Source organism: Lentzea pudingi (assembly GCF_014646255.1).
GTDB classification, from domain to species: domain Bacteria; phylum Actinomycetota; class Actinomycetes; order Mycobacteriales; family Pseudonocardiaceae; genus Lentzea; species Lentzea pudingi.
Genome location: NZ_BMNC01000007.1, coordinates 12,417 through 38,765, shown reverse-complemented (window position 1 = coordinate 38,765; position 26,349 = coordinate 12,417). Strand labels below are relative to the sequence as shown.

At 68.9% G+C, this 26,349-nt stretch carries 29 protein-coding genes; 21 read left to right on the top strand and 8 right to left on the bottom strand.

Annotation, left to right across the window (positions count from 1 at the left end):
- The first annotated feature begins 21 nt into the window (after window positions 1-21).
- From IEY88_RS25000 to arfB, 9 genes are all read left to right on the top strand, one after another.
- Window positions 22-768 (top strand): maleylpyruvate isomerase N-terminal domain-containing protein, encoded by a 747-nt coding sequence (locus IEY88_RS25000; protein ID WP_229693733.1) that lies wholly within the window; start codon window positions 22-24, stop codon window positions 766-768.
- A complete protein-coding gene (locus IEY88_RS24995) occupies window positions 768-1,085 on the top strand; it encodes a hypothetical protein (RefSeq protein ID WP_189157282.1) in 318 nt (105 codons plus the stop codon). Before IEY88_RS25000 ends, IEY88_RS24995 begins: the two co-directional genes overlap by 1 nt.
- Entirely contained in the window at window positions 1,085-1,423 is a 339-nt protein-coding gene (locus tag IEY88_RS24990; RefSeq protein WP_189157281.1) for a hypothetical protein, read from the top strand. The genes IEY88_RS24995 and IEY88_RS24990 overlap by 1 nt, the downstream gene beginning before the upstream one ends.
- Window positions 1,423-1,761 carry a hypothetical protein gene (locus IEY88_RS24985; RefSeq protein WP_189157280.1) on the top strand — a complete coding sequence of 113 codons (339 nt, stop codon included), beginning with the start codon at window positions 1,423-1,425 and terminating at the stop codon, window positions 1,759-1,761. The genes IEY88_RS24990 and IEY88_RS24985 overlap by 1 nt, the downstream gene beginning before the upstream one ends.
- On the top strand, window positions 1,761-2,108 hold the full coding sequence (locus tag IEY88_RS24980; protein ID WP_189157279.1) for a hypothetical protein: 348 nt from the start codon (window positions 1,761-1,763) through the stop codon (window positions 2,106-2,108). Before IEY88_RS24985 ends, IEY88_RS24980 begins: the two co-directional genes overlap by 1 nt.
- Window positions 2,109-2,206: 98 nt before the next feature.
- On the top strand, window positions 2,207-3,712 hold the full coding sequence (gene purF, locus IEY88_RS24975) for an amidophosphoribosyltransferase (RefSeq protein ID WP_189157278.1): 1,506 nt from the start codon (window positions 2,207-2,209) through the stop codon (window positions 3,710-3,712).
- Window positions 3,713-3,742: 30 nt separating this feature from the next.
- The gene (purM, locus tag IEY88_RS24970) at window positions 3,743-4,804 is read left to right on the top strand and encodes a phosphoribosylformylglycinamidine cyclo-ligase (RefSeq protein ID WP_189157277.1); all 1,062 of its coding nucleotides are present in this window, start codon (window positions 3,743-3,745) and stop codon (window positions 4,802-4,804) included.
- Between the two features lie 53 nt (window positions 4,805-4,857).
- The gene (locus tag IEY88_RS45740) at window positions 4,858-6,021 is read left to right on the top strand and encodes a SigE family RNA polymerase sigma factor (RefSeq protein WP_229693732.1); all 1,164 of its coding nucleotides are present in this window, start codon (window positions 4,858-4,860) and stop codon (window positions 6,019-6,021) included.
- 9 nt (window positions 6,022-6,030) lie between these two features.
- Window positions 6,031-6,459, top strand: a complete 429-nt coding sequence (gene arfB / locus IEY88_RS24960; RefSeq protein WP_189157276.1) for an alternative ribosome rescue aminoacyl-tRNA hydrolase ArfB — start codon at window positions 6,031-6,033, stop codon at window positions 6,457-6,459.
- Here the strand turns inward: arfB and IEY88_RS24955 are convergent.
- Window positions 6,442-7,113, bottom strand: coding sequence for a response regulator (locus tag IEY88_RS24955; RefSeq protein WP_189157275.1), 672 nt, complete (start codon window positions 7,111-7,113; stop codon window positions 6,442-6,444). The two genes, arfB and IEY88_RS24955, sit on opposite strands and share 18 nt — an antisense overlap.
- Window positions 7,110-8,648 (bottom strand): sensor histidine kinase, encoded by a 1,539-nt coding sequence (locus IEY88_RS24950; RefSeq protein ID WP_189157274.1) that lies wholly within the window; start codon window positions 8,646-8,648, stop codon window positions 7,110-7,112. Before IEY88_RS24950 ends, IEY88_RS24955 begins: the two co-directional genes overlap by 4 nt.
- Window positions 8,649-8,778: 130 nt before the next feature.
- Here IEY88_RS24950 and IEY88_RS24945 point away from each other — a divergent pair, with 130 nt between their 5' ends.
- Genes IEY88_RS24945 through IEY88_RS24935 form a run of 3 tightly spaced genes read left to right on the top strand, consistent with a single transcriptional unit; the run spans window position 8,779 to window position 11,774 of the window.
- Complete coding sequence (locus IEY88_RS24945) at window positions 8,779-9,747, top strand: Bug family tripartite tricarboxylate transporter substrate binding protein (protein WP_189157544.1); 969 nt, start codon at window positions 8,779-8,781, stop codon at window positions 9,745-9,747.
- The gene (locus IEY88_RS24940) at window positions 9,744-10,262 is read left to right on the top strand and encodes a tripartite tricarboxylate transporter TctB family protein (RefSeq protein WP_189157273.1); all 519 of its coding nucleotides are present in this window, start codon (window positions 9,744-9,746) and stop codon (window positions 10,260-10,262) included. The genes IEY88_RS24945 and IEY88_RS24940 overlap by 4 nt, the downstream gene beginning before the upstream one ends.
- Window positions 10,263-11,774 (top strand): tripartite tricarboxylate transporter permease, encoded by a 1,512-nt coding sequence (locus IEY88_RS24935; protein ID WP_189157272.1) that lies wholly within the window; start codon window positions 10,263-10,265, stop codon window positions 11,772-11,774.
- 39 nt (window positions 11,775-11,813) lie between these two features.
- Here IEY88_RS24935 and IEY88_RS24930 read toward each other — a convergent pair whose 3' ends face one another.
- The 5 genes from IEY88_RS24930 to IEY88_RS24910 form a co-directional block, all read right to left on the bottom strand.
- Entirely contained in the window at window positions 11,814-12,326 is a 513-nt protein-coding gene (locus IEY88_RS24930; RefSeq protein ID WP_189157271.1) for a BTAD domain-containing putative transcriptional regulator, read from the bottom strand.
- The gene (locus IEY88_RS24925) at window positions 12,323-12,592 is read right to left on the bottom strand and encodes a hypothetical protein (RefSeq protein ID WP_189157270.1); all 270 of its coding nucleotides are present in this window, start codon (window positions 12,590-12,592) and stop codon (window positions 12,323-12,325) included. The genes IEY88_RS24930 and IEY88_RS24925 overlap by 4 nt, the downstream gene beginning before the upstream one ends.
- 374 nt (window positions 12,593-12,966) lie before the next feature.
- Entirely contained in the window at window positions 12,967-13,329 is a 363-nt protein-coding gene (locus IEY88_RS24920) for a hypothetical protein (RefSeq protein ID WP_189157269.1), read from the bottom strand.
- Window positions 13,330-13,647: 318 nt separating this feature from the next.
- On the bottom strand, window positions 13,648-15,141 hold the full coding sequence (locus tag IEY88_RS24915) for a CoA-acylating methylmalonate-semialdehyde dehydrogenase (protein ID WP_189157268.1): 1,494 nt from the start codon (window positions 15,139-15,141) through the stop codon (window positions 13,648-13,650).
- On the bottom strand, window positions 15,138-16,139 hold the full coding sequence (locus IEY88_RS24910) for a LacI family DNA-binding transcriptional regulator (RefSeq protein WP_189157267.1): 1,002 nt from the start codon (window positions 16,137-16,139) through the stop codon (window positions 15,138-15,140). The genes IEY88_RS24915 and IEY88_RS24910 overlap by 4 nt, the downstream gene beginning before the upstream one ends.
- A gap of 110 nt (window positions 16,140-16,249) precedes the next feature.
- On the opposite strand from IEY88_RS24910, the gene IEY88_RS24905 reads away from it, so the two are divergent.
- Genes IEY88_RS24905 through iolD form a run of 9 tightly spaced genes read left to right on the top strand, consistent with a single transcriptional unit; the run spans window position 16,250 to window position 25,521 of the window.
- On the top strand, window positions 16,250-17,245 hold the full coding sequence (locus IEY88_RS24905) for a Gfo/Idh/MocA family protein (protein WP_189157266.1): 996 nt from the start codon (window positions 16,250-16,252) through the stop codon (window positions 17,243-17,245).
- A gap of 2 nt (window positions 17,246-17,247) precedes the next feature.
- Complete coding sequence (locus IEY88_RS24900) at window positions 17,248-18,108, top strand: TIM barrel protein (RefSeq protein ID WP_189157265.1); 861 nt, start codon at window positions 17,248-17,250, stop codon at window positions 18,106-18,108.
- Window positions 18,109-18,122: 14 nt separating this feature from the next.
- Window positions 18,123-19,109, top strand: a complete 987-nt coding sequence (locus tag IEY88_RS24895; RefSeq protein ID WP_189157264.1) for a sugar ABC transporter substrate-binding protein — start codon at window positions 18,123-18,125, stop codon at window positions 19,107-19,109.
- A gap of 15 nt (window positions 19,110-19,124) precedes the next feature.
- A complete protein-coding gene (locus IEY88_RS24890; RefSeq protein WP_189157263.1) occupies window positions 19,125-20,174 on the top strand; it encodes an ABC transporter permease in 1,050 nt (349 codons plus the stop codon).
- Window positions 20,171-20,941, top strand: a complete 771-nt coding sequence (locus IEY88_RS24885; RefSeq protein ID WP_189157262.1) for an ATP-binding cassette domain-containing protein — start codon at window positions 20,171-20,173, stop codon at window positions 20,939-20,941. Before IEY88_RS24890 ends, IEY88_RS24885 begins: the two co-directional genes overlap by 4 nt.
- Window positions 20,938-21,870: a 5-dehydro-2-deoxygluconokinase gene (gene iolC, locus IEY88_RS24880; protein ID WP_189157261.1), complete on the top strand. Its 933-nt coding sequence runs from the start codon at window positions 20,938-20,940 to the stop codon at window positions 21,868-21,870. Before IEY88_RS24885 ends, iolC begins: the two co-directional genes overlap by 4 nt.
- A complete protein-coding gene (locus IEY88_RS24875) occupies window positions 21,867-22,772 on the top strand; it encodes a Cgl0159 family (beta/alpha)8-fold protein (RefSeq protein WP_189157260.1) in 906 nt (301 codons plus the stop codon). Before iolC ends, IEY88_RS24875 begins: the two co-directional genes overlap by 4 nt.
- Entirely contained in the window at window positions 22,769-23,656 is an 888-nt protein-coding gene (gene iolB, locus IEY88_RS24870) for a 5-deoxy-glucuronate isomerase (protein ID WP_189157259.1), read from the top strand. Before IEY88_RS24875 ends, iolB begins: the two co-directional genes overlap by 4 nt.
- Window positions 23,653-25,521, top strand: coding sequence for a 3D-(3,5/4)-trihydroxycyclohexane-1,2-dione acylhydrolase (decyclizing) (gene iolD / locus IEY88_RS24865; RefSeq protein ID WP_189157258.1), 1,869 nt, complete (start codon window positions 23,653-23,655; stop codon window positions 25,519-25,521). The genes iolB and iolD overlap by 4 nt, the downstream gene beginning before the upstream one ends.
- On the opposite strand, the gene IEY88_RS24860 is transcribed toward iolD, so the two are convergent.
- Window positions 25,512-26,276, bottom strand: coding sequence for a transposase (locus tag IEY88_RS24860; RefSeq protein ID WP_229693730.1), 765 nt, complete (start codon window positions 26,274-26,276; stop codon window positions 25,512-25,514). The genes iolD and IEY88_RS24860 overlap by 10 nt on opposite strands.
- Between the last annotated feature and the right edge of the window lie 73 nt (window positions 26,277-26,349).

Genomic DNA, 26,349 nt, shown 5'->3' with positions numbered 1-26,349 from the left:
GTTTCGGGCACGATGTCGTTCATGGTGCAGACAGGGTGGACGGCCCAGCGGTGGACCGCTGTGTTCATCGAGCAGGCGGAGATGTTCCGCAAGGCAGTGGCAGACGTGGATCCGGCCACCCCGGTGCCGACGCGGCCGGGATGGACCGTGCAGGACCTGGTGATCCACCTCGGCCGCTTCCTGGAGACCTCCACCGCGTACCTGCGCACCGGCAGCCGCACGGCGATGCGGCCGGCGCCTCCGCAGGCCGGGCTGTCTCCGCTCGAATACCTCGACCTGCAGCTGACCACGGCTGCGGAGATCCTGACGGCCGTGCCGGGAAATCGCCCCGTGTGGACCTTCTCGCCGGCCGCGCCCGACCTCGCGTGGGTGTGGCACCGCCGGATCGCGCACGAGACCGTGCTTCGCAGGTTCGACGCGCAGACGGTCGTCCGCGAGGTCGTGGCCACGGATGCCGATCTTTGCGTGGACGGCATCGACGAGGTGCTGACGACGATCGTCGCGGCCAAGCTCGACGGTGACGTGCCGAACATGGTGGCCGCCACCGCCACTGTCCGACCGACCGACGTCCCAGAGTCGTGGTTGATCTCCCTGGCACCGGAGGAGGTGCCGGAGATCCGCGCCGCCGCTCCCGGGGAGGAGGGCGACGCGCAGGTGACCGGCGAGGCCGAGGTCGTCTACTTCTGGCTCTGGAACCGCATGAACTTCAAGGAGATGACCGGCGACCGGCGCGTCCTGGACGTCCTCCAGGTCGGACGGGGGCACTGATGCGAAAGTTCTCCGCGGTGTTGCTCGGTTGCCTGTTGCTGACCGGGTGTTCGGCGTCCTGGCAACAGGAGCTCCAGTACAAGATCGTCTCAACGCACGCCACCGGCCCGACTGAATTCTTCGACCTCGAACTGGTGGGGGATGCGCCCAAGGGGGCGTTGGAACCCGAGAACTTGAAGAAGTGGCCCATGCAGACGTCCCGGATCGATGGTGCCCGAGTCGGCGACGAGGTGGTCTGCCAGGTCGAGCAGGAGAAGGGGAACGCGTTCGGGAACTCGAACGTCGTCACGCACCTGAACAGCTGCAAGAAGGCGTGATGCGCAAGATCGCCGCCGTGCTCGCGGCTGGTCTCGTCCTGGCGGGTTGCGGCGCCTCGGAGTGGCGGCAGCAGGTCCGCTACGAGGTCACCAAGATCTTCGATCGGCCCTTTCCGGAAAACCCGCAGAACGCCGAGGTGCGGCTCGAACTGGTCGGCGAACCACCGGACGACGTCTTCGAGCCTCTGACGCTGACGCCCGCGGTCGTCAGCTATCGGACGTTTCGCGGTGACTTCGAGGTGGGCGACCAGTTCCTCTGCTGGGCCGAGCAGAAGTCCGGGGGCTACACCCGAACGTCGACGATCAGGACCGACGTGTCCTCGTGTGAGAAGGCCTGATGCGCAGGATCGCGGCAGTTCTCGTGACGTGTCTCGTGCTCACCGGGTGCGCGGGCGACTGGCAGTCCGAGGTCAGGCTGAAGGTGTCCAAGGTCGAGGAACAGCCGGCCCAGCCGACCTACGCCGGCCGCACGGAGGTGTGGCTCGACCTGGTCGGCGAACTGCCCGACGATGCGTTCGACCGGGAGAACTTCACCGGCAGGATCGTCGAAGCCGAAGAGGTCGACGGTGATGTCGAAGTCGGCGACGAGGTCGTCTGCATCGCGAAGCAGCGCACGATCGGTGCGCTGCAAACCAACACCGTTCAGACCGATCTGCTCCGGTGCAGGAAGGCTTGATGCGCAAGATCATCGCGGCACTCGCCGCCTGCCTCGCCCTCACCGCCTGCGGCCGCTGGGAGAACGAGATCCGCTTCGAGGTCACCCGCATCAACCCCTGCTACGACGGCTACAGCGACACCCTCTGCACCACCCGCCTGTACCTGGCACCGGTCGGCGAGCTGCCGTCCGGCGCCCCCGAGCCCGACGCCTTCAAGGACGCCTTCGTCGAGCCGGACGACTTCGCGAGCGACGGTGTGACCGCGACCACGGGCGACGAGATCATCTGTGCGGCGCGGGAAGTGTCCGACGGCTTCGAGTACCTGAACGGCCTACCGCTGACCCTCGAACAGTGCCGGAAGGCATGAGTTTCATCACCTCACCAGGGGTTCGAGGGGGGTCTACCACGTGGTGCTCCACATACACTCGGGGTGCAGCCAGCCCCATTCGTGAGGGAGCCAATTCGGTGGTCGACGACCATTCCCAGTCCGAACAGGAACCCCGTGAGGAGTGTGGCGTCTTCGGCGTCTGGGCTCCGGGTGAAGACGTCTCCAAGATGACCTACTACGGCCTCTACGCCCTGCAGCACCGCGGGCAGGAGGCGGCCGGCATCTCGGTCGGCGACGGGACTCAGGTCGTCGTCTTCAAGGATCTCGGTCTCGTCAGCCAGGTGTTCGACGAGCAGGTCCTGCAGAGCCTCAAGGGCCACGTGGCCGTCGGGCACTGCCGTTACTCCACCACCGGGTCCACGACCTGGGAGAACGCCCAGCCGACGTTCCGGACGACGGCCACCGGCAGTGCGCTGAGCCTCGGCCACAACGGCAACCTGGTGAACACCGCCGAGCTGCTGGAGAAGGCCAAGGGTCTCGGCATCATCGAGCGCAACGGCGCCACCACCGACTCGGACATCCTCTGCGGCCTGCTCGCCCACGCGGCGGCCGACAAGGGCATCGAGCAGGCCGCGCTGGAGCTGCTGCCCACGGTCAAGGGCGCGTACTGCCTGACCTTCTCCGACGAGTCCACCCTCTACGCGGCGCGTGACCCGCACGGCGTGCGCCCGCTGGTGCTCGGCCGGTTGGAGCGCGGCTGGGTCGTGGCGAGCGAGACGGCGGCGCTCGACATCGTCGGCGCGAGCTTCGTGCGCGAGGTCGAGCCCGGCGAGCTGATCGCGATCGACGAGGACGGCCTGCGGTCGACCCGGTTCGCGACGCCCGAACCCAAGGGCTGCATCTTCGAGTACGTCTACCTGGCGCGGCCGGACACGACGATCTCCGGACGTGGCGTGCACGCCACCCGCGTCGAGATCGGCCGCCGCCTCGCCAAGGAGCACCCGGTCGAGGCCGACCTGGTGATCCCGGTGCCGGAGTCCGGCACGCCGGCGGCCATCGGCTACGCGCAGGCCAGCGGCATCCCGTACGGGTCGGGCCTGGTCAAGAACGCCTACGTCGGCCGGACGTTCATCCAGCCGTCGCAGACCATCCGCCAGCTCGGCATCCGGCTGAAGCTGAACCCGCTGCGCGACGTCATCCGGGGCAAGCGCCTGGTCGTCGTGGACGACTCGATCGTGCGCGGCAACACCCAGCGCGCGCTCGTGCGCATGCTGCGCGAGGCCGGTGCGCTCGAGGTGCACGTGCGGATCGCGTCGCCGCCCGTCAAGTGGCCCTGCTTCTACGGCATCGACTTCGCCTCGCGCGCGGAGCTCATCGCGAACGGCCTGGACGACGACGGCATCCGTCGCTCGGTCGGCGCCGACTCGCTCGGGTACGTGTCGCTGGACCAGCTCATCGCGGCCACGGAGCAGCCCAAGACGCGGCTGTGCTCGGCCTGCTTCGACGGCGAGTACCCGATCGAACTGCCGCAGGACGCGCTCATCGGCAAGCACCTGCTCGAGGGCCTCAAGGGCGTGTCGGGCTCAGCCGCTCCCGTTCTGGCGAGCGGCTATGGTGCCGAAGACGCCCTGCGTCGTCCTTAGGCATCTCAGATCCAAGTGGAAGAAGTTGACGTGACCGACAGCGCCAAGGCCACCTACGCCGCCGCCGGAGTCAGTATCGCCGCAGGTGACGAGGCGGTGGAGAAGCTCAAGCCGTGGGCGGCCAAGGCGCACCGGCCCGAGGTGCTCGGTGGGATCGGTGGCTTCGCCGGCCTGTTCCAGCTCAAGCTCGACCGCTGGAAGGAGCCGATCCTCGCCTCGTCCACGGACGGCGTCGGCACCAAGATCGCGATCGCGCAGGCGCTCGACAAGCACGACACCGTCGGCATCGACCTCGTCGCCATGATCGTGGACGACCTGGTCGTCTGCGGTGCCGAGCCGTTGTTCGTGCAGGACTACATCGCGGTCGGCAAGGTCGTCCCCGACCGGATCGCGTCGCTGGTCAAGGGCATCGCCGAAGGCTGTGTCCAGGCCGGTTGCGCGCTGCTCGGCGGCGAGACCGCCGAGCACCCCGGCCTGATGGGCGACGACGACTACGACATCTCCGGCACCGGCGTCGGCGTGGTCGAGCACTCCAAGCTGCTCGGTCCCGAGCGCGTCCGCGACGGCGACGTCGTGATCGCGATGGGCTCGTCCGGCCTGCACTCCAACGGGTACTCGCTCGCGAGGCACGTGCTGCTGGAGATCGCGCGGATGCCGCTGGAGGGCCACGTCGAGGAGTTCGGCCGCACCCTCGGCGAGGAGATGCTGGAGCCGACCAAGATCTACGCCAAGGACTGCCTGGCGCTGATCGCCGAGACAGAGGTCCGCTGCTTCTCCCACGTCACCGGTGGTGGCCTGGCCGCGAACCTGGCCCGCGTGCTGCCCCAGGGCCTGCACGCGACGCTCGACCGCGGCACCTGGACGCCCGCGCCGGTGTTCCAGCTCATCGCCCAGCGCGGCCGCGTGGAGCGCGAGGAGATGGAGAAGGCGTTCAACATGGGCGTCGGCATGGTCGCCGTCGTCGCGCCCGAGGACGTCGACCGCGCGCTGGCCGTCCTCACCGCCCGCCACGTGCCGGCGTGGGTGCTCGGCGAGATCACCAAGTCCGAAGAGGGCGGCGCCAAGCTCGTTGGCGATCACCCGCGTTTCTGAGGCAACCTCCTGAACCGGTCGTCGCGTACTAAGCGGCGACCGAGGAGGGGCACTTGGACCGCGACCGCGAGTTCGGGGAGTTCGTCGACGCACGCGCTCTCGTCATGCGCCGCACGGCCTACTTGCTGTGCGGCGACTGGCACCGCGCGGAGGACATAGTCCAGCAGTCGCTGATCAAGATGTACGTGGCCTGGGCGCGCGTGCGCAAGGACAGCGTCGACGCCTACGCCCGCAAAGTGCTGGTGCGCACCGCGATCGACGAGACCCGGCGCGGGTTCTTCCAGCGCGAACGCATCGTCGACGCCGTGCCCGAGAGCGCGGTCACGGACGCCGCCTCCGACGTGGACCTCCGCAGGGCCCTCGACGCGTTGCCGCCGGGGCAACGCGCTGTCGTCGTGCTGCGGTACTGGGAGGACCTGAGCATCACCGAGACCGCCCGCATCCTCGGCAGGACGGAGGGCACGGTGAAGAGCCAGGCCGCCAAGGGACTCGCCGCGTTGCGCGACCTGCTGGAGAACGAGCCGGTGTCGCGGATCTACACCTCAGAGGTGATCCGCAGGGGCAAGACCAAGCTCGTCCGCCGGCGCACGGCGATCGCGGGGGCGATGGTGTTCACGCTGCTCGCCGGGGTCGGCGTGACCGGATACCTGGCGGCGACACCGCACAAGGCGTCGGCACCGGCGACGTCCCAGGACGCCGGGGGTGTGGTCGACCGCAGCGCCGAGCTGACCAAGATGCTGCGCAGGCAGTACGCACTGCCTGCCGGTGTCACCGCCGAGGACGTCCCCGAGATCAACGCGCAGGCGTTCGTGTTCTTCACCCGCGACGCGACCACCAACACCCCGGACGGTTTCCTCCGCGCGGTCGCGAGGCTGCGTGACGCCCAGGGCGTCGGTGGTGTGACGATCAAGATCGACCGCACGTCCCAGAACTTCGGTCTCTGCGAAGCGCCCGTCTGCCGCACAGAGGAACGCGACGGCATCAAGCTGCGCATCACCCAGTTCCCGATCCCCGGCAATCCGGCCGCTCAGCTCGTCTACGTCACCGCCTTCCGCCTGGACGGCTCGACCGTCACGGTCACCGGCGACAACCTGGGCAGCTTCAGCGACGACGTCCGGGGCGAGCCGAACCCCGGTGGGACGGTCCAGCGGTCCGCGCCTGTGCTCGACGCCGAGGAGCTGATAAAGATCGCGACACTGCCGGGCCTGACGTTCTAACCTGAAGGCATGAACGACGTGACCGTGACGAGGACGCTGGTGCTGCCGGCGTCCGAGTTGCGCGAACGTTTTTCCAGGTCAGGTGGGCCGGGCGGGCAGGGAGTGAACACGGCGGACAGCCGCGTCGAGCTCTCGTTCGACCTGGCTGCCTCGCCGTCGGTCCCCGAGCACCTCAAGGCGCGGATGCTCGACCGGCTGGCCGGGCGGCTCGTCGACGGCGTGATCACGATCGCCGCCTCCGAGCACCGGGCCCAGCTGCAGAACCGCGCCGCGGCTCGGGAACGCCTCGCCGTGATCCTGCGCGAGGCCGCCGCGCCGCCGCCTCCGGTGCGCAGGGCGACCAAGCCCACCAGGGGTTCGCAGGAACGCCGCATCGCCTCGAAGAAGCGCCGTGCGGACACCAAGCGCGGCCGCGGTCGTTCAGGCTCCTGGGACTAGCGCGTAGATCCGTTCGGGCCGGCCGGTTCCGCCGTACCGCAGGCGAACCTCGGCCCGTCCCACCGACACGAAGTGCTCCAGGTACCGGCGCGCGCTCACCCGGGCCACCCCGGTCGACGAAGCGCACTCCGACGCCGACTGCCCTTCCGGGTGTGCCCTCAGGGCGTTCTCCACGAGCCGCGCGGTCTCCGGCGTCAACCCCTTGGGCAGCAACGGTTTCGAGGTCGGCCGGGCACCGAACACCTGGTCCACGTCCGCCTGTCCGGCCGAGTCGAGCCGGTGCAGCTTCTCGCGCAACGACGCGAAGTGCGCGAGCTGGTCGCGCAGAGCCGGGTAGTCGAACGGCTTGATCAGGTAGTGCAGCACGCCTCCGCGCATCGCACTGCGCACGGTGTCGACGTCGGTCGCCGCCGTGATCACGATGACGTCGACGTCCTCGTTGGCGCGCAACGACTTCAGCACTTCGAGCCCGTTGACGTCCGGTAGGTAGACGTCGAGCAGCACGAGGTCGGGCTTCAACTCCCGCACCAGCCGCAACGCGTCCCCGCCGGTGTGCGCGACCCCGACGACCTCGAACCCGCCGGTGCGCGCGACGTACCCGCTGTGCACCTTGGCCACCATGAAGTCGTCGTCGACGACCAGCACCCGGATCACCAGGGCAGCCTTGCCGTGAAGACCGAGCCGGACACGGTCACCGAACCACCGCGCCGCAGGCAGGCCCGCCTGATCAGCGCGAGGCCGATGCCGCGTTCACCGTGCGATGCCGCCTTGGTCGTGAACCCGTGCCGGAACACCTCTTCCGCGAGTTCCGGCGCCACCCCGGGACCGGAGTCGCGCACCACGACCTGGACCTCGTCGTCCAACTGCACCACACCCACCTCGATCCACTTCCCAGCTCCGTTGCCGCTCGGCGAACTCAGCGCGTCCAACGCGTTGTCGACGAGATTTCCCAGCACCATCACCAGATCCGCGGACAGGGCCTCGTCGACCCTGCCCAGCACGCTGTCCGGGCCCAGCCGCAGCGCCGTGCCGCGTTCGGCCGCGAGCGACGCCTTGGCGATCAGCAGCGCGGCCACGGCGGGATCGCCGATCGACGAACCGACCTCGGTCCGCCACTGGTCCTGCGCTGAACTGATCTGGTGAATGTAGTGGGTGACCTCGTCGTACTCCTTCAACGAGATCAGTCCGGCGATGGTGTGCAGCCGGTTCGCGAACTCGTGCGCCTGCGCCCGCAGCGTGTCGGTCGCGTGCTGGGAGGCGTCGAGTTCGTGTTGCAGCGCAAGGAGTTCCGTGCGGTCTCGCAACGTCACGACCGCGCCCTCGCCGCCGTCGATCGGCATGCGGTTCAACGTCAGCACGACGCCCTGGCGCAGCACCAGCTGGTCGACACCGGTCGCGCGGCCGGTCAGCACGTCCCGCAGCCGGTCGTTGAGCTCCAGCTCCTCGACCGAGCGGCCGACCGCGTCCTCCGGCAACGCCAGCAGGGCGCTCGCGTGGTCGTTGACCAGCGTGATCCGGTTCTGCCCGTCGAGCCCGACGACGCCCTCGCGGATGCCGTGCAGCAACGCCTCGCGGTTCTCGACCAGCGCGGTGATCTCGTGCGGCTCCAGCCCGAGCGTCTGGTTCTTCACCCGGCGGGCCAGCAGCAACGACCCGGTCACGCCGATGATCAGCGCGATCGCCAGGTAGCGCAGCACGTCCACGGGCTGCTCCAGCGCGCCGGCGAAGACCCCGGGATCCTCCGCGCCCGCGACCACCATGCCGTTGACCCGGCGGCTCAGCGGGTCGAACACCGGCACGTGCGCCTCGATCGAGTCGCGGACCGTGCCCGTCCAGGAGCGGCCCTCCAGCGCGGTGGTGCGGGTGTCCAGAGTGGACCCGATCTGCGACGGGTCCGGCGAGGCGATCACGAGCCGCCGGTCGTTCAGGATCAACACGTAGGAGGCACCGGACAGGCTGCGGGCCGTCTCTGCGGGCGCCGACAGCTCGCGCCAGTTGCCCATCCGCTCCTGGACCAGCGAGTTCGCGGCGACGGTCTCGGCGACCGACAGCATCCGGCGTTCCTCGTTGGAGCGAAAGTTGCTGCCCGTCTGGACGACAGTCAGCGCGCCCACCGCACCCAGTAGCAGCGTGACGACTACGAGTTGCCATGCGAGAAGTTGACTGGCCAGGGAACGGCGGCGACGCATCTGACCTCCCGTGACCAGAAAGACCGAAAGAAACCTTAGAAGCGCAAGAGCGACATCAAGGTTTACACCAGAGCAACATGTCCAACCACGCGGACGAGAGGCGGGGATCACAGTGTCGGTGAAGGTGTGGGTGGCGGTGGCGGCGGCGTTGCTCGCCGTCCTGCTCGTGCCACCGCTGCTGACGCCGGGTGCGGACAGCGGCGAGAGCAACCAGGTGCGGGCGTTGCGAGTGCTGGTGCCGAACTCGCCTGGCGGCGGTTACGACATCACGGCGCGCACGGCGGCGAAGGCCATGGAAGACGCTGACCTGCTGCGCAACGCCGAGGTGTTCAACCTCCCCGGCGCCGGCGGCACGGTCGGACTGGGCCGCACGGTGGGTGAGCGCGGCAACGGCAAGCTGATCATGTCGATGGGCCTGGGCGTCGTGGGCGCGGTGTACACGAACAAGTCGCCGAACTCGCTGCTCGACACCACCCCGATCGCGAAGCTGATCGAGGAGCCGGACATCGTCGTGGTCGCGAAGGACTCGCCGTACACGTCGATGCAACAACTCGTCGACGCGTGGAAGGCGAACCCCGGCACCGTGACGGTCGGCGGCGGCTCTGCTCCCGGCGGCCCCGACCACCTGGCGCCGATGCTGATCGCCAAGGCCGTGGGCCTGCCGCCCAAGACGGTCAACTACATCCCGTTCGACGGCGGCGGCGAGCTGCTGGCGTCGGTGCTGGGCGGCAAGGTCGCGTTCGGCGTCTCGGGCGTCGGCGAGTACCGCGACCAGATCCAGGCCGGCACGCTGCGGGTGCTCGCGGTGACGAGCAAGGACCGCATCAACGGCATCGACGCGCCGACGTTGCAGCAGTCCGGTGTGGACGTCGAGTTCACGAACTGGCGCGGCATCGTCGCTCCTCCCGGCATCTCCCCGACCGACAAGGCGAAGCTGGTCGAGGTGTTCCAGAACCTCCAGAAGACGCCGCAGTGGAGGGAAGCCCTGCAGCGCAACGGATGGACGAACGCCTTCGCGCCGGGAGACGAGTTCGGGACCTTCCTGGAAAGCGAGAACAAGCGGGTGGCAACGGTGCTCAAGGACTTGGGGCTGGCATGACGACCGTGACGAAACCGGAGCGCAGGAGCTGGCTCCGCGACCACTCCGAGCTGGGCATCTGCGCTCTGCTGGTCGTGCTCGGCGTGCTGGTGCTCACCGACGCGCTGCGCATCCCCACCGACTTCGCCCAGCGCGGCCCGGTCGGCCCGAAGGCGGTGCCGGTCCTGGTCGGCTCGCTGCTGCTCGTCGTCGCCGCCCTGCTGGCCCGCGACGTGCTGCGCGGCGGCAAGGGCGAGGCGGAGGCCGGCGAGGACGTCGACCTGTCCGCCCCCGCCGACTGGCGCACGGTTCTGCTGCTGTGCGGTGCTTTCCTCGCGAACGCCGTGCTGATCGGCGTGGTCGGGTTCCCGATCTCCGGCGCGATCCTGTTCTGGGGAGCGGCCTACGCCCTGGGCAGCCGCAACCTGGTGCGCGACCCGTTGCTCGCGGCCGGCCTGTCGATCTTCACCTTCGTGGTGTTCAACAACCTGCTCGGCGTCCCCCTGCCCGGTGGCCCGTTGATGGAGGTGTTCTAGGTGGAACAACTGCTCGACGGCTTCGCCACGGCGCTGACGCCGACACACCTGCTGCTCGCCGCGATCGGCGTGCTGCTGGGCACCGCGATCGGTGTCCTGCCGGGCATCGGCCCGGCCATGGCGGTGGCCCTGCTGCTGCCCGTCACCTACGGCATGGAGCCGACCGGCGCGTTCATCATGTTCGCGGGCATCTACTACGGCGGCATGTTCGGCGGCTCGACCACGTCGATCCTGCTGAACACACCAGGCGAGAGCGCCGCGGTCGTGGCCGCGTTCGAAGGCAATCCCATGGCCCGCAAGGGACGGGGAGCGCAAGCGCTTGCCGCCGCCGCCATCGGCCACTTCACCGGCGGCATCATCGGCACGATCCTGATCGTCCTGCTGGCCCCGTTCGTCGCCAAGCACGCCGTCGACATCGGCGCCCCCGACCTGTTCGCGGTGATGGTGCTGGCGTTCATCGCCGTCACCTCGGTGCTCGGCGCCTCCCGGATCCGCGGCTTCGCGTCGCTGCTCATCGGCCTGGCCCTCGGCCTGGTCGGCCTCGACGAGATGACCGGCCAGCAACGCCTCACGTTCGGATCGCTGCACCTGGCCGACGGCATCGACATCGTCGTGGTCGCGGTCGCCCTGTTCGCGGTCGGCGAGGCCCTGTGGGTCGCGGCCCACCTGCGCCGCAAGCCGTTCGAACCGATCCCGGTAGGCCGCCCGTGGCTGTCCCGCGCGGACCTCAAGCGCACCTGGAAGCCGTGGCTGCGCGGCCCGGTGATCGGGTTCCCGTTCGGCGCGATCCCGGCCGGCGGCGCGGAGATCCCGACCTTCCTGTCCTACGTGACGGAGAAGCGCCTCTCCAAGCACAAGGACGAGTTCGGCAAGGGCGCCATCGAAGGCGTGGCGGGCCCGGAGTCCACCGCCTCCGCCTCCGCAGCGGGCACCCTCGTCACGATGCTGACGCTGGGCCTGCCCACCACGGCGGTCGCGGCCGTCATGCTCGCCGCGTTCCAGCAGTACGGCATCCAGCCGGGCCCGTTGCTCTTCCAGCGCGAGTCCGGCCTGGTGTGGGCGCTGATCGCGTCGCTGTTCATCGGCCTGACCCTGCTGCTGGTGCTGAACCTGCCACTGGCCCCGCTGTGGGCGAAGCTGCTGCGCATCCCACGCCCGTACCTGTACGCGGGCATCCTGTTCTTCGCCTCGGTCGGCGCCTACGCGGTGAACGCGGACATCTTCGACCTGCTGCTGATGTTCGTGATCGGCCTGCTGGGCTTCGGCATGCGCCGCTACGGCCTGCCGGTGCTGCCCGCGATCATCGGCGTGATCCTCGGCCCAGCCGCGGAACAGCAGATGCGCCGCTCGCTGCAGCTCTCGGACGGCTCGCTCACCGGGCTGGTCAACAGCCCGATGGCGATCGTCGTCTACGTGGTCATCGTGGTGATCCTGTTCTTCCCGCTGCTCAAGAGGTTCCTGCCGAAGCCTCCCGTGGCTCCTGCCGAGGAACGCGAGAAGGTCGACGCCTGATCGCACGCGAAAGCCCCCGCTCTCCCGGCGGGGGCTTTCTCATGCGCTGCGCACGATCAGAATGGCGAACGGCTTGTCGTCCTCCGGCCCGCGCACCGCGAGCTCGGTCTGCTCGCGCAACGTCGCCCACAGCTCCATCACGCGGGCCACCTGCGGTTCGGACAGCCCGCACGTGCCCACGAACGCCCGCACCTGGTCGGGCTTCGTCGGCAGCTTGTCGCGCTTGAGCAACGAGTAGGCCTGGCTGCGCGGCAACGTCACCGCACCCGCCCGTCGTGAAAGTTCCGGCAGCGTCAGCCCGGACCGCGCGTGGATCTTCCGCAACAGCGCCACGAACTCGGCCTCGGTCGCGGCCCGCAGCTCGGTGGTCGACGTCGGGATCAGTGGCCGGACCTGTTCGGCACCGGTGCCGAGCTCCGCCTCGAGGATCGCGTGGACCTCGCGGTACGCGGCGATCGCCTCCGCACGCCCGCCCGGTCTCGACAGACCGAGCAGCAGCTGCGGCCAGAGGCGGTTCAACCGGTCCAGCGTGTCGCCCTCGGTGCCCGTCATCGCTGGTCGTCCTCCCAGACCACCATCGAGCCCGCCGGCGGCAGCGGTCCGAACCTCGCGGTGAACGGCCGGCTGCGGCTCAGCGTGATGGTCACCGCGAGCACGGCGGCGGTCGTCGACACGGAGACGACCGGCGAGTGGTCGTGCGCGAGCATCCACGCGGTGAAGACGAAGGAGGCCGCCGCCAGCAGGACCGTGCTGGTGCCGGAGGTGGCACAGCGCCTGCGGGGGTGCGGAACCCCGTTGTAGGGCGTAGGGGTGGTCATCAGAACTCCTGGAAAGGGCTCGGCGCGTCACCGTGCGCCGGGGGACCAGCTGGTGCGGGAACAGCTACGAACCGGATGCGCGGAATGCGTCCGCAGGCAATTGGCGTTGCTGCGGAACTCGGCGGCATAACGGCTTGACCACGAGGATGTCACTCACACGGGTGATTGCCAACTGAATCGCCGTCCAGGTTTTTCATGTCCTCGGTACAACGTGGTCCAAGCCCGTCTGGTGGGGTCCAAGTGTCCAGTTGCTGACCACTCCGCCGAAGTCGCTGACCACGCTGTCGCCAATTGGTCGTATTGACCGCGTCTAATTGTGTCCAACCGTGGTCGGCGTTCTGCCGGAACGTTAGGCTCGCGCACGCGCCGGAGCGTCATTCCGGTGGTGATGAACCCCTGGCCGAGCTTTGGACCAGCTGAGCAGCGGGGTGCGGCCTCCTGTTGGCGCGGGAGGCCGTCACGCGCCTCCACTGCTCCACCCAGCCGTCGAGCGCCTCCTCCGGCTCTCCGCAGCCGGTCAGGAACGCTCTGAGCTTGTCCTCCTGTTTGGGCGGCCGGTCGGTGCACATGGCGTGCGCGCTGCTCTTGGCCAGCGCGAACTCACCCGCGTTGATCGAGACCTCCCGGTACGAAAGGCCTCGCGACTGGCGCAGTCGGTCCAATGCGCAGATGAGCTCCTCACGGGTGCCGGCGCGGCAGGCCGTCGCGAAAGGACTGTCGTCCTCAGTGGGCGACATCGTGTTCGGTCCTCCTGCTGAGGGCGTTCTTCTTCCTTTCAGGGTGTAACGAACGTTGCGGCGTCCGCGAGAAAGGAAGGGATGTTCGGCGGTGTGAACGCGGATCTTACCTCCGTGTCCAGCACCTTTGTCGAGTCGATCCATCGCGCGCGGATATTCCAAGATCAGCGAAATTGGCCACGATTTCAGCAGGACAATCGTTCGCTTAGTTCATCTGTCCAGATCAGCGAGCTGTTCCGGCTGAAAGTGGTTCGTACCAAATGGAAACGGCCGCCCTGTTCGCTTGATGCGGACAGGGCGGCCGTTGCTCTGAACGGGTCAGCCGTGCGTGGGGAAGCCCAGGTTCACGCCGTGCTGCTGCGGCCACCGAGACGTCACAGCCTTGGCGCGCGTGTAGAACTTCACGCCCTCAGCCCCGTGCACGTGCGTGTCCCCGAACAGCGAGTCCTTCCACCCGCCGAACGAGTAGTAGGCCATCGGCACGGGAATCGGCACGTTGATGCCGACCATCCCGACGTGCACCCGCCGCTGGTACTCACGAGCAGCAAGCCCGTCACCCGTGTAGATCGCCGTGCCGTTGCCGTACTGGTTGGCGTTCACCAGCTCCAGCGCGTCTTCGAACGTCTCGGCGCGCACGACCGCGAGCACCGGCCCGAAGATCTCGTCGGTGTAGATGGACATGTCGCGGGTGACGTGGTCGAACAACGTCGGCGCGAGCCAGAAGCCGTCCGGGTGTCCTTCAGGTGCGTAGTCACGGCCGTCCACCACCAGTGACGCGCCCGCTGCCTCTCCGGCATCCACATAGGACCGGACGCGATCCCGGTGCACGCCGGTCACCAACGGCCCCATCTGCGCGGCGGGGTCGGTGCCGGGCAACACGGACGGGTGCAGCTCACGGGTGCGCGACGCGATCTTCGAGACCAGTTCGTCGCCGGTCTCTCCGACAGCCACGACCACCGAGATCGCCATGCACCGCTCGCCCGCGGAGCCGTAGCCGGCGGAGACCGCGGCGTCGGCGGCCACGTCGAGGTCGGCGTCGGGCAGCACCACCATGTGGTTCTTCGCGCCGCCCAGAGCCTGCACGCGCTTGCCTGCCGCCGTGCCGCGCGAGTACACGTGCCGGGCGATCGGGGTGGAGCCGACGAACGACGCCGCAGCCACATCCGCGTGATCGAGCAGTGCGTTGACCGCGAAGGCGTCGCCCTGCAGGACGTTCAGCACGCCGTCGGGCAGTCCGGCTTCCTGGAACAGCTCGGCCAGCCGCAGGGAAGCCGACGGATCGCGCTCGGAAGGCTTGAGAACGAACGTGTTCCCGCAGGCGATCGCGATGGGGAACATCCACATCGGGACCATCACGGGGAAGTTGAACGGCGTGATGCCCGCGACGACACCCAACGGCTGCCGGAACGAGTACGCGTCGACGCCGCGCGAGACCTGCTCGGAGTGCTCGCCCTTCAGCAGCTGCGGGATGCCGCACGCGAACTCGACGACCTCCAGGCCTCGCTGCACCTCGCCGGCGGCGTCCGAGAGCACCTTGCCGTGCTCGGACGTGATGATCGCGGCCAGCTCGTCGCGGTGGGTGTGCAGCAGGTGGCGGTAGGCGAACAGGATCCGCGACCGCGTCGACAGCGAGGACTCCGACCAAGACTGCGCGGCCTTCAGCGACGAGGAGACCGCGAGGTCGACGTCGGCCTGCTCGGCCAGCACGACCTGTGCGGCCACCGAACCGGTGGCCGGGTTGAAGACGTCCGAGGTCCGGGACGACACCCCGGTGGTGCGGGCGCCGTCGATCCAGTGGGGGATGGTGCTCAACGCGGTCCTCCTGGGGGAGCTGTCGTGGTGCGGACTACGAGAGAGGGATTGAGGAGATGGCGCACGGGTTCGGTGCGCTCTTCACGAACGCGCTGCAGAAGCGCGTCCGCGGCCAACCGGCCGAACTCGGCACGGGGCTGGTCGATCGTGGTCAGCGAGACGTGGCGCAACGCGGCCAGCGAGGTGTTGTCGTACCCCACGACCGACACGTCCTGAGGCACGCACAGCCCGGCGTCCTCCAAGGCGGAGATCGCGCCGACGGCGTTGAAGTCGTTGCAGGACAGGATGGCCGTGGGCAGAGCGTCGTCGGCGATCAACGAGCGAATCGCCCGTGCCCCGGCCGCATCGGTGTACTCGGACGACACGACCTGCGGCGCAAGCCCGTGCGCTTCCATGGCGGCAACATAGCCACGCCGACGAGGCCCGGCTTGAGTGCCCTCACCGCCGTCCAAATGGGCGATGCGCTTGTGTCCCAGCGAAACAAGGTGGTCGACGGCCAGCCGCGCGCCGACCTCGCCGTCGTCGTTCACGGTGTCCACTGTGGAGACACGGGACGAGCGCGCGACCAGAACCACGGGAAGTTGTTCGGCTGCCTTGCCGATCGCGGTAGCGGGAACGACCGGCGACAGCAGGACGAGTCCGGCGGGACGGAAGGAGAGCAGCGATTCCAGGGCCCGGCGTTCACGGGCGGGAGAACGGCCGCCGGTGTTGATGATGATGTCGAAGCCCTGCTCGCGCGCGACCTCGTCGATGCCGTCCACGACCTCCGCGAAGAACGCGTTGTGCAGGTCGGACACCATCACGCCGAGAACGGTCGACGTGCGCGAGGCCAGTGATCGCGCCATGGCGTGCGGGGAGTACCCCAGCTCCTCCGCGGCCTTCAGCACAGCGCTGCGTCGCAGCTCGCTCACCTTGGGTGAACCGCGCATCACCAGCGACACCAGTGCGCGGGACACGCCGGCCCGCAGAGCGACGTCCTCCATCGTCGGCCTGACCACTTCGCAACCACCTCCCCTCTTGACACCCTGTGGCCGAAGTTACAGCATTGGAGCGCTCCAACCAATAGAGCGCTCTAACAGATCAACGCGATGAACAGGGGAAACCTGCGATGCGGATCGGAGTAGCGGGTGTCGGCAGGATCGGCACCATGCATGCGACCAACCTCGCCGCACTGGATCGGGTCGACGAGGTGCTCCTCTTCGACCCGGTGCCCGGCAGGGCAGCGCAGGCTTCTGCGGAACTCGCCGGGACCAAGGCCGTGGACGACCTCGACACGTTGCTGGGCAACGTCGACGGGGTGCTGCTGGCCACCCCGACGAACACGCACCCCGAGATGCTGCGCGCGGCGATCGGCAAGGGCGTTCCCACGTTGTGCGAGAAGCCGATCGCGAGCGACGTCGCCGAGATGGCCGCGCTGATCGCGGACGTCGACAGGTCGGGTGTCGAGGTCCTCGTGGGCTTCCAGCGCCGGTTCGACCCGGCGATCTACGAGCTGAACCGCCGCATCAGGGCAGGCGAGGTCGGCGACATCTACCTGGTCAGGGCCGTCGGCAACGACGCGAACCCGCCGGACTTCTCCTACCTGCCCGCCTCCGGTGGCATCTTCCGCGACCTGCTGATCCACGACCTCGACTGCGTGCCGTGGCTCGTCGGCGAGCCGGTCGTGGAGGTCTACGCGAGCGGTTCCGTGCTGGTGCACCAGGCTTTCGCGGACGCCGACGACGTCGACAACGCCGTCGTGGTGCTGAAGTTCGCGGGCGGCGCGCACGCCACGCTGGCCGGCGGACGACACGATCCGGTCGGCTACGACCACCGCATCGAGGTGCTGGGCAGCAAGGACTCGCTGGTCGCGGGCGTCGACCCGAAGACCCCGCTGAACTCGCTGGAGCCCGGCGGTCACGTGGCCGGAGCGGACGCCTACCCCGGCTTCCCGGAGCGCTTCCACCGTGCGTACGTGAACGAGATGAACCTGTTCACGCAGGTCATCAAGGGCGAGGTCGCGAACCCGTCCCCGGCGCGAGAGAGTTTGATCAGCCTCCGCCTGGCAGAAGCTTGTGAGCAGTCGCGCCGCAGCGGCGCACCGGTGAGGATCGAGGGGAACTAGGCATGGCGAAGATCGCTGGGGCACCGATCTCCTGGGGCGTGTGCGAGGTACCGGGCTGGGGCACCGTGCTCCCGTCAGAGACCGTGCTGAGCGAGATGCACTCCCTGGGCCTCACCGCCACCGAACTCGGCCCGCCGGACTACCTCCCGGCCGACCCCGCACAGCTCAGGACGCTCCTGCGAGGTCACGACCTGAGCCTCGTCGGCGGCTTCCTCGCCGTCACGCTGCACACCGACGTCCAGTCCACTTTGGACGAAGCTGACCGCGTCGCCGCGATCCTCAGGGCTGGTGGCGCCGAGGTCCTGGTGCTCGCCGCCGCGACCGGCATCGACGGCTACGACGAGACGCCGAAGCTCACCGACGACGAGTGGAACACGCTCGTCGACACCTGCGCGAAGATCCGTGAGATCGCTGCGGCGCACGGCCTGAAAACCGTGCTGCACCCGCACGTGGGCACCCACGTCGAGCGGGAGGCGGAGGTCGACAGGTTCCTCGCGGACTCCGATCTCCAGCTCTGCCTGGACACCGGCCACCTCCTCATCGGTGGCACGGACCCGGTCGAGCTGGCGCGCCGCTACCCGGACCGGATCGGTCACGTGCACCTCAAGGACGTGCGTGGCGAGATCGCGGCGAAGGTGCGCAGCGGCGAGCTCAGCTACACCGATGCCGTGGAACAGGGCATCTACGTGCCGCTCGGGGACGGCGACGTGGACGTGGAAGCGCTGGTGGAGCTCGTCCAGGAGGCGGGCTACACCGGTTGGTTCGTGCTTGAGCAGGACACCCAGCTCAAGGACGGAAGTCCGGTGGACAAGCCACTTCAGGACACCGCGCGCAGTCTTGCGCACCTCAGCAAGATCCTCTGAAGGGACTGGAGACGATGAAGTCTCGTCTGGTCATCCGTGCGGGCATCGCGCTCGCGGGTGTTGCTCTACTCGCCGCGTGCAGCGGTCCCACCGGTACTCAGTCGCAGAACACGGGCAACAACAGTGCACCGGCCGCGTCGGGTGACCTGAAGGTCTCCGTCATCACGCACGGCACCGCGGGTGACGCGTTCTGGAGCGTCGTGAAGGTCGGCGCCGAGGACGCGGCCAAGCAGCTCGGCGCCGGCGTCACCTACAACTCCGACGGCGATCCTGGCGCCCAGGCCAAGCTGATCGACAACGCCGTGTCGCAGAAGGTCGGCGGCATCGTGGTGTCGATGGCGAACCCGGACGCGCTGAAGACGTCCATCGAGAACGCGGTGAAGGCGGGCATCCCGGTCATCACGATCAACTCCGGCAGCGCGAAGAGCGCGGAGTTCGGTGCCATGGCGCACGTCGGCCAGGAGGAGTCGATCGCCGGTGAGGAAGCCGGCAAGAAGCTCAAGGCCGCCGGCAAGACCAAGCTGCTCTGCGTGATCCACGAGGCCGGCAACTCGGGCCTCAACCAGCGCTGCGACGGCGCCCGCTCCGGCTTCGGCGGCGCGGTGGAGAACCTCCAGGTCGACATCTCCAACCCGACCGACATCGAGGCCCGCATCAAGGCCAAGCTGCAGTCCGACACCGCGGTCGACGGCGTGCTGGCGCTCAACCCGCAGGTCGCCGTGAACGCGGCGTCGGCCATCAAGGGCGCGAGCTCGAAGGCGCAGGTCGCGACGTTCGACCTGAACGCCGACGTGGTCAGCTCCATCAAGGCCGGCGACGTGCTCTTCGCCGTCGACCAGCAGCAGTACCAGCAGGGCTACCTGCCGATCGTGATGCTGAAGCTCTTCAAGGACAACGCGAACACGCTCGGTGGCGGCAAGCCCGTCCTCACCGGACCCGGCTTCGTCGACAAGTCCAACGTGGACAAGGTCGCGGAGTACGCCAAGAACGGCAAGAGGTAAGGAGGAGGCGGGGAGATGACCGTGACAGCCACAGCTCCACCGGCTGCCGACGAACGGCTGGGCAAGCCCAAGGCGATGGATCAACTGATCAAGCGCCCTGAGATCGGCGCGATGCTCGGCGCACTGCTGGTGTTCCTGTTCTTCTCCGTGGTCACCGAGCAGTTCCTGAGCATCGGGGGCGCGGCCACCTGGCTGGACGACGCCTCCATGCTCGGGATCATGGCGGTCGCGGTGGCGATGCTCATGATCGGCGGCGAGTTCGACCTGTCCGCCGGCGTCATGACCGCGTCCACCGCGCTCGTCACGGCTCTCCTCGCCACCCAGCTGGGACTCAACGTCTGGCTGTCGTTGCTGGTGTCGCTCGCCTTCGCACTGGCGGTGGGCGCGTTGAACGGCTGGCTCGTGATGCGCACGGGCCTGCCGAGCTTCATCGTGACGCTGGGCAGCTTCCTCGCGTTGCAGGGCCTCAACCTCGGCATCACGCGCCTGGTCACGGGCAGCGTGCAGGTGTCGGGCATGCGGGACGCGGCGGGCTACGAATCGGCCGGGTTCCTGTTCGCCTCGACGTTCCAGATCGGCGGCACGAGCTTCTACGTGTCGATCATCTGGTGGGTCCTGTTCACCGTGGTGGCCTCGACCGTGTTGATGCGCACCAAGTTCGGCAACTGGATCTTCGCGATCGGCGGCGCCTCGCAGAGCTCGCGCGCGGTCGGCGTGCCGGTCGTGCGGTCGAAGATCCTGCTGTTCATGACGACGGCGTTCGCCGCGTGGCTCGTCGGCTCGATCAACATCCTGCGGTACGCGAGCGTCCAGGCGAACCAGGGCATCGGCCTCGAGTTCCAGTACATCATCGCGGCCGTGATCGGCGGATGCCTGCTCACCGGCGGCTTCGGTTCCGCGGTGGGCGCGGCGATCGGCGCGCTGATCTTCGGCATGGCCCGGCAGGGCATCGTCTACGCCGGCTGGAACAGCGACTGGTTCCAGCTGTTCCTCGGCGTGATGCTGCTGGCCGCCGTGCTGGTCAACAACATGCTGCGCCGCCGGGCGGAGAGGGTCAGGCGATGACGTCACTGATCGAGACCGAGAACATCGGCAAGACCTACGGCAGCGTCATCGCGCTGAGCGAGGTGTCCACCGTGGTCAACGCGGGTGAGGTCACCTGCGTGCTCGGCGACAACGGCGCCGGGAAGTCGACCCTGATCAAGATCCTGGCCGGTGTCCATCAGCACGACCAGGGCTCGTTCAGGGTCGAGGGCGAGGAGATCCGCTTCTCGTCCCCCCGCGAGGCCCTGGACCGCGGCATCGCGACCGTGTACCAGGACCTCGCGGTGGTGCCGCTGATGTCGGTGTGGCGCAACTTCTTCCTGGGTTCGGAACCGACGACGAAGCTCGGCTTCCTGGACCGCAAGAAGGGCAAGGAGATCACCAAGAAGGCGTTGTCCGACATGGGCATCGACCTCCGCGACGTCGAACAGCCGGTCGGCACGCTGTCCGGTGGTGAACGGCAGTGCGTCGCCATCGCCCGCGCCGTGCACTTCGGCGCCAAGGTGCTGATCCTCGACGAACCGACGGCGGCGCTGGGCGTGAAGCAGGCCGGAGTGGTGCTGAAGTACGTGGCCCAGGCACGTGATCGTGGCCTCGGCGTCGTGCTGATCACCCACAACCCGCACCACGCCTACCCGGTCGGCAACCGGTTCCTGCTGCTCAAGCGAGGCCGCGCGCTGGGCAGCTACGAGAAGTCCGAGATCGACATCAACGAGCTGACCAAGCAGATGGCCGGCGGTGCCGAACTCGAAGCGCTGGAGCACGAGCTGCGAGGTGTCGAGGCGTGACCTCACTGGAAGTGCTGACCGTGGGCCGGGTCGGGGTGGACCTGTACCCGGAGCAGTCCGGGGTGCCGCTGGCCCAGGTCAGCACCTTCGCCAAGTCGCTCGGCGGGACCGCGACCAACGTCGCGGTCGCCGCCGCGCGGCTCGGCCGTCGTGCCGGGGTGCTGACGAAGGTCGGCCCGGACGGCTTCGGCACCTACGTCCGCGAGGCGCTGGAGGGCTTCGGCGTGTCGTCGAAGTACGTCGGCACCTCGCCGGACCTGCTGACACCGGTGGTGTTCTGCGAGCTCAACCCGCCCGCGGACCCGCCGTTGCTGTTCTACCGCCTGCCGACCGCGCCGGACCTCACGATCGGCGAGGACGACGTGCCGTGGTCGCTGGTGCGTGACGTCCCGCTGTTGTGGGTGACGGGCACGGGCGTTTCCGCCGAGCCGTCCCGAGGTTCGCAACGGATGATGCTGGCTTCACGGGCCCGCAGCGGCCACACGGTGCTGGACTTGGATTACCGGCCGATGTTCTGGCCGGACGTCGAGACCGCGCGAGCCGAGATCAGCTGGATGCTCGACCACGTGACGGTCGCCGTCGGCAACCGGACCGAGTGCGAGATCGCGGTCGGCACGTCCGACCCCGACGAGGCCGCGTCCCGGCTGCTGGACCGCGGGATCTCGTTGGCACTGGTCAAAAAGGGCGCCGAGGGTGTTCTCGTCGCCACGCCCGAGGGCCGGTGGACCGTCGAGCCGAACCCCGTCGAGGTCGTCTGCGGCCTGGGCGCCGGCGACGCGTTCGGCGGTTCGGTCGTGCACGGCCTGCTGTCCGGCTGGGACCCGGTGAAGATCGCCCGCTACGCCAACGCGGCGGGCGCGATCGTGGCGTCCCGGCTGGCCTGTGCCGACGCGATGCCCGACCAGGAAGAGATCGAGGAACTGCTGTGATCACCGACGGCCAGTGGCGTGAACTGTTGTGGCGGCGGGCGGAGGACCCTGGCTCGATCCGGCGGGCTTACCAGTCGCGCAAGCGGCGCCACTCGTTGCTGAACGGCAAGTCCACGCTGTTCCTGGTCGCGGCGGACCACCCGGCACGCGGTGCGCTCGGCGTCGGCGGCGACCCGATGGCGATGGCCGACCGCCGCTCGTTGCTGGCCCGTCTGCTGACGGCGCTGGCGAACCCCGACGTCGACGGGGTGCTCGGCACGCCCGACGTGATCGAGGACCTGCTGCTGCTGGACGGCCTGAACGATCGCGTGGTCATCGGCTCGATGAACCGCGGCGGCCTGGCCGGTGCGGACTGGGAGATCGACGACAGGTTCACCGCGTACGACGCGTCGTCCATCGCCACGTTCGGGCTCGACGGCGGCAAGATGCTGCTGCGCCTGGTCGACTCGGACCCCGGCACGATCCCGACGCTCGAAGGCTGCGCGCGGGCCGTCACCGAACTCGCCGAGCACGGCCTGATGGCGATGGTCGAACCGTTGCCGTACAAGCGTGATCACAACGACAAGCTGGTGCTGCAGAAGGATGCCGCGGCTCTCTCGCGGGCTTCCGCTGTCGCTGCGGGACTTGGTGCCACCTCGGCCTACACCTGGCTGAAGCTGCCCGCGCCGGAGGAGCCGGAGATCGTGCTGGACACCACCGCGTTGCCCGCGCTGGTGCTCGGCGGTGTGCCGTCCGCGAATCCCGCAGACGACCTCGCGTCGTGGGGCCGTTCGCTGCAGCACCCGACCGTGCGCGGCCTCGTCGTCGGACGCGCGTTGCTCTACCCGCCGGACGGCGATGTCGCCGCCGCCGTTGCCGCCGCCGCCGAAATCCTCCGTACCGCGAAGGGGATCACGGAATGACCCTGCACCGTCCACACGGGACGCTCTCGACCTCGACCGACGTGATCTCGCTATCCCCCGAGGACGCGGGCTGGACCTACACGGGCCTGCGCGTGCTGGAGATCGAGGCAGGGTGGGTGCGCACGATCGAGACCGGCGAGTTCGAGGCGTTCGTGCTGCCGCTCGCCGGCTCGCTGGTGGTCGAGGTCGACGACGAGCGGTACGAGCTGCAGGGCCGTGAGTCGGTCTTCACCCGCGTCACGGACTTCGCCTACGTGCCGCGCGACGCCTCCGTCCGACTGTCCTCAGAGGACGGATGCGTGGTCGCTCTTCCCATGGCGCGCTGCGAGAACCGGTTGACCCCCAAGTACGGTCCGGCCGAAGGCGTCCCGGTCGAGGTGCGCGGCTCCGGCAACGCCACCCGCCAGGTCACGAATTTCGGCGTCCCCGGCGTCTGGGATCACGCGGACAAGCTCAACGCGTGCGAGCTCATCACCCCGGACGGCAACTGGTCCTCGTACCCGCCGCACAAGCACGACGAGTCCGAACCGTGCGAGGTGAACAACGAGGAGATCTACTACTTCCGCATCGCCGACCGCGACGGCGTCACCCCGTCCCGCACCGGTTTCGGCTTCCACCGCACGTACACCGACGACGGCACGATCGACGAGGACGTGACCGTGCGGGACGGCGACGTCTTCCTGATCCCGCGCGGCTACCACGGCCCGTGCGTCGCGGCGCCGGGATATCCCATGTACTACCTGAATGTTCTCGCAGGTCCGGGCCCTGAACGTTCGATGGCGTTCTGCGACGACCCGGCACACACCTGGATCCGCGACAGCTGGGCCACCCAGGAACTGGATCCCCGTTGCCCGGTCACGACCGCTGAGGGGCGAGTGAAGTGAAGCTGACGACCGCGCAGGCACTGGTCCGCTGGATGCTGGCCCAGCGCACCGAACTCCTCGACGGCTCCCAGGCGCCGCTGTTCCCCGGCGTGTTCGCGATCTTCGGCCACGGCAACGTCCTCGGCCTCGGCAACGCGCTGGAGGAGGTCCGCGACCGGATCCCGGTGTGGCGCGGGCACAACGAACAGGGCATGGCCCTCGCCGCCGTCGGCATCAGCAAGGCCACCCACCGCCGCCAGGTCGGCGTCGCCACGTCGTCGATCGGCCCCGGCGCGCTGAACATGGTCACCGCGGCGGGCGTCGCGCACGCCAACCGCCTGCCGTTGCTGCTCCTGCCGGGCGACACCTTCACCGGCCGGGCCCCGGACCCCGTTCTCCAGCAGGTCGAGCACTTCCACGACCCGACCGCCACGGTCAACGACGCGTTCCGCGCGGTCAGCCGCTACTTCGACCGCATCACCCGTCCCGAACAGCTGCTCTCGACGTTGCCGCAGGTGGCCCGTGTCCTCACCGACCCGGCCGACTGCGGCCCGGTCACCCTGGCGCTGCCGCAGGACGTCCAGGCGGAGTCCTACGACTTCCCCGACGCGTTGTTCGCCCCGATCGTCCACCGCCCGTTGCGCCAACGCCCCGACCTCGTCGCACTGGCCGAGGCCGCGTCGGCGATCCGCAACGCCTCCCGCCCGCTCCTGGTCCTGGGCGGCGGCGTCCGCTACTCGGGCGCGGCAGGTCGAGCCCTGCGCTTCGCCGAGCAGCACACCATCCCGGTCGTCGAGACCACCGCCGGCCGCACCCTGATCCCGCACGAGCACCCGCTGCACGCCGGTCCGCTCGGCATCACCGGCTCGACCTCGGCCAACGTCCTCGCCGGCGAAGCGGACCTGGTCATCGCCGTGGGCACCCGCCTGCAGGACTTCACGACCGCCTCCTGGACCGTCTTCTCCCCGGACGCGCACCTCGTGTCCCTGAACGCCGCCCGCTTCGACGCCGTGAAGCACGGCGCGTTCGCCCTGGTCGCCGACGCCGACGAGGGCCTGCGCGAACTCACCGACGTCCTCGGCTCCTGGCAGGCGTCGCCGGAGTGGGCCTCGAAGGCGCTGGCAGAACGCACGAGGTGGGACGCGCACATCACGAAGCTGCGCACCCCGGGCGAGGGTCTCCCGACCTACGCCCAGGTGGTCGGCGTCGTGAACGATGTCAGCGAGCCCACCGACTACGTCATGACCGCGTCCGGCGGCCTCCCCGGCGAACTGATCGGCGGCTGGCGCGCCACCGGCGAGTCCACGATGGACGTCGAGTACGGCTTCTCCTGCATGGGCTACGAACTGGCCGGCGCCTGGGGAGCCGCGATCGCCCACACCCAGGGCGTCGTCACCACCCTGCTCGGCGACGGCAGCTACCTGATGCTGAACTCCGAACTCTTCTCCGCCGCCTTCGCGGGCCACGGCTTCGTCGCGGTCGTCTGCGACAACGACGGCTACGCCGTGATCCACCGCCTGCAGACGGGCCAAGGCGGCGCGGGCTTCAACAACCTCTACGCCGACTGCACCTCGGCGCACCCCGAACCCCCGCGCACCGACTTCGCCGCCCACGCCTCCGCGATGGGCTGCGCGGTGTTCACCGTGGACTCGTTGGGCGACCTCGAAGGCGCCTACCGCAAGGCCCGCGAGGTGACCGTCGCCGAGAAGCGGCCGGCCGTGGTCGTGATCCGCACGCATCCTTCGTCGTGGACGGAGGCCGGGGCGTGGTGGGAGGTCGGCGTGCCGGAGGTGTCGCACCGGTCGGAGATCTCCCGAGCCCGTGACGAGGTGCAGGAAGGCAAGGCCAAGCAGGTCCGCTACCTCAGGTCAACTTCTCAGTTCTGAAGGACGAGCGTGATGCTCGAACCTTCAAGCCGGGTCGCGTTCTCCGTGCGCCACTGGGTGTGGCGTGCGGGCCGCATCAACCCGCCGCTGATGCGGCGGCGGGTTCGGGTGCGTTGACGTGCACCCACGCCGACCGTGCCCGGTTTCGGACGTTCACGGCGGCGACGACGTCGGCGGGTCCAGCGAGACCGCACCAGCGACAACAGAAGGTGTCCCTGGTGGAACGGCCAAGAGCTGTGGGTGGCTCGCTGGTGCCGGGGAACCGTGACCCGGTCGCGGATGCCGCTCGAGTCCTCGAACGCGATCCCGCGACCGGTGCGTTCGGCAACAGCCACCAACTGCTTGGCGATCTTGTGGTTGACGTGTGCCGCGTGCCGTCGCTCACGACGCGCTCGTCTCTTCAGTCGTCGGGTCGCTGACTTCGTCCTTCTGGCTTGCAACTCGGAGCGGACGCGGGCGTGCCAGCGTCGGTAGCGATTCAGCCCGCGGCCTTGGAAGTTGTCCGCGTCGCTGGTAGTCGCGAGGTTCACGATGCCCCGGTCCACGCCGAGCCAGTCGACCGGCTCGAACAGCGACTCCTCGGGCACCTCGCAGGTCGCCATCAGGAACCACATGCCGTCGCGGTGCAGCAGATCACTCTCGCCCTTGCGGTACTCGCGCAGGTCTTGAGCCGGTGAGGAGAACCTGCGAACCGCACGTCCTTCATCCGGCCCGCCGTGGTCCAGATCGACACGCTGCCCGCGTCCTGGTTCCACGACAGGCACCGGTCGTCGAACGGCTGCGCCGCATCCAGCCGGAACGCGATCGGTTTCGACTCGGCCTTCACCC

Bases quoted from the DNA above. Each gene is read 5' to 3' on its own strand.
- IEY88_RS25000 (WP_229693733.1), top strand. From the start codon at position 22: ATGGTGCAGACAGGGTGGACGGCCCAGCGGTGGACCGCTGTGTTCATC.
- IEY88_RS24995 (WP_189157282.1), top strand. From the start codon at position 768: ATGCGAAAGTTCTCCGCGGTGTTGCTCGGTTGCCTGTTGCTGACCGGG.
- IEY88_RS24990 (WP_189157281.1), top strand. From the start codon at position 1,085: ATGCGCAAGATCGCCGCCGTGCTCGCGGCTGGTCTCGTCCTGGCGGGT.
- IEY88_RS24985 (WP_189157280.1), top strand. From the start codon at position 1,423: ATGCGCAGGATCGCGGCAGTTCTCGTGACGTGTCTCGTGCTCACCGGG.
- IEY88_RS24980 (WP_189157279.1), top strand. From the start codon at position 1,761: ATGCGCAAGATCATCGCGGCACTCGCCGCCTGCCTCGCCCTCACCGCC.
- arfB (WP_189157276.1), top strand. From the start codon at position 6,031: ATGAACGACGTGACCGTGACGAGGACGCTGGTGCTGCCGGCGTCCGAG.
- IEY88_RS24950 (WP_189157274.1), bottom strand. From the start codon at position 8,648: ATGCGTCGCCGCCGTTCCCTGGCCAGTCAACTTCTCGCATGGCAACTC.
- IEY88_RS24940 (WP_189157273.1), top strand. From the start codon at position 9,744: ATGACGACCGTGACGAAACCGGAGCGCAGGAGCTGGCTCCGCGACCAC.
- IEY88_RS24930 (WP_189157271.1), bottom strand. From the start codon at position 12,326: ATGACGGGCACCGAGGGCGACACGCTGGACCGGTTGAACCGCCTCTGG.
- IEY88_RS24925 (WP_189157270.1), bottom strand. From the start codon at position 12,592: ATGACCACCCCTACGCCCTACAACGGGGTTCCGCACCCCCGCAGGCGC.
- IEY88_RS24920 (WP_189157269.1), bottom strand. From the start codon at position 13,329: ATGTCGCCCACTGAGGACGACAGTCCTTTCGCGACGGCCTGCCGCGCC.
- IEY88_RS24905 (WP_189157266.1), top strand. From the start codon at position 16,250: ATGCGGATCGGAGTAGCGGGTGTCGGCAGGATCGGCACCATGCATGCG.
- IEY88_RS24900 (WP_189157265.1), top strand. From the start codon at position 17,248: ATGGCGAAGATCGCTGGGGCACCGATCTCCTGGGGCGTGTGCGAGGTA.
- IEY88_RS24895 (WP_189157264.1), top strand. From the start codon at position 18,123: ATGAAGTCTCGTCTGGTCATCCGTGCGGGCATCGCGCTCGCGGGTGTT.
- IEY88_RS24890 (WP_189157263.1), top strand. From the start codon at position 19,125: ATGACCGTGACAGCCACAGCTCCACCGGCTGCCGACGAACGGCTGGGC.
- IEY88_RS24885 (WP_189157262.1), top strand. From the start codon at position 20,171: ATGACGTCACTGATCGAGACCGAGAACATCGGCAAGACCTACGGCAGC.
- iolB (WP_189157259.1), top strand. From the start codon at position 22,769: ATGACCCTGCACCGTCCACACGGGACGCTCTCGACCTCGACCGACGTG.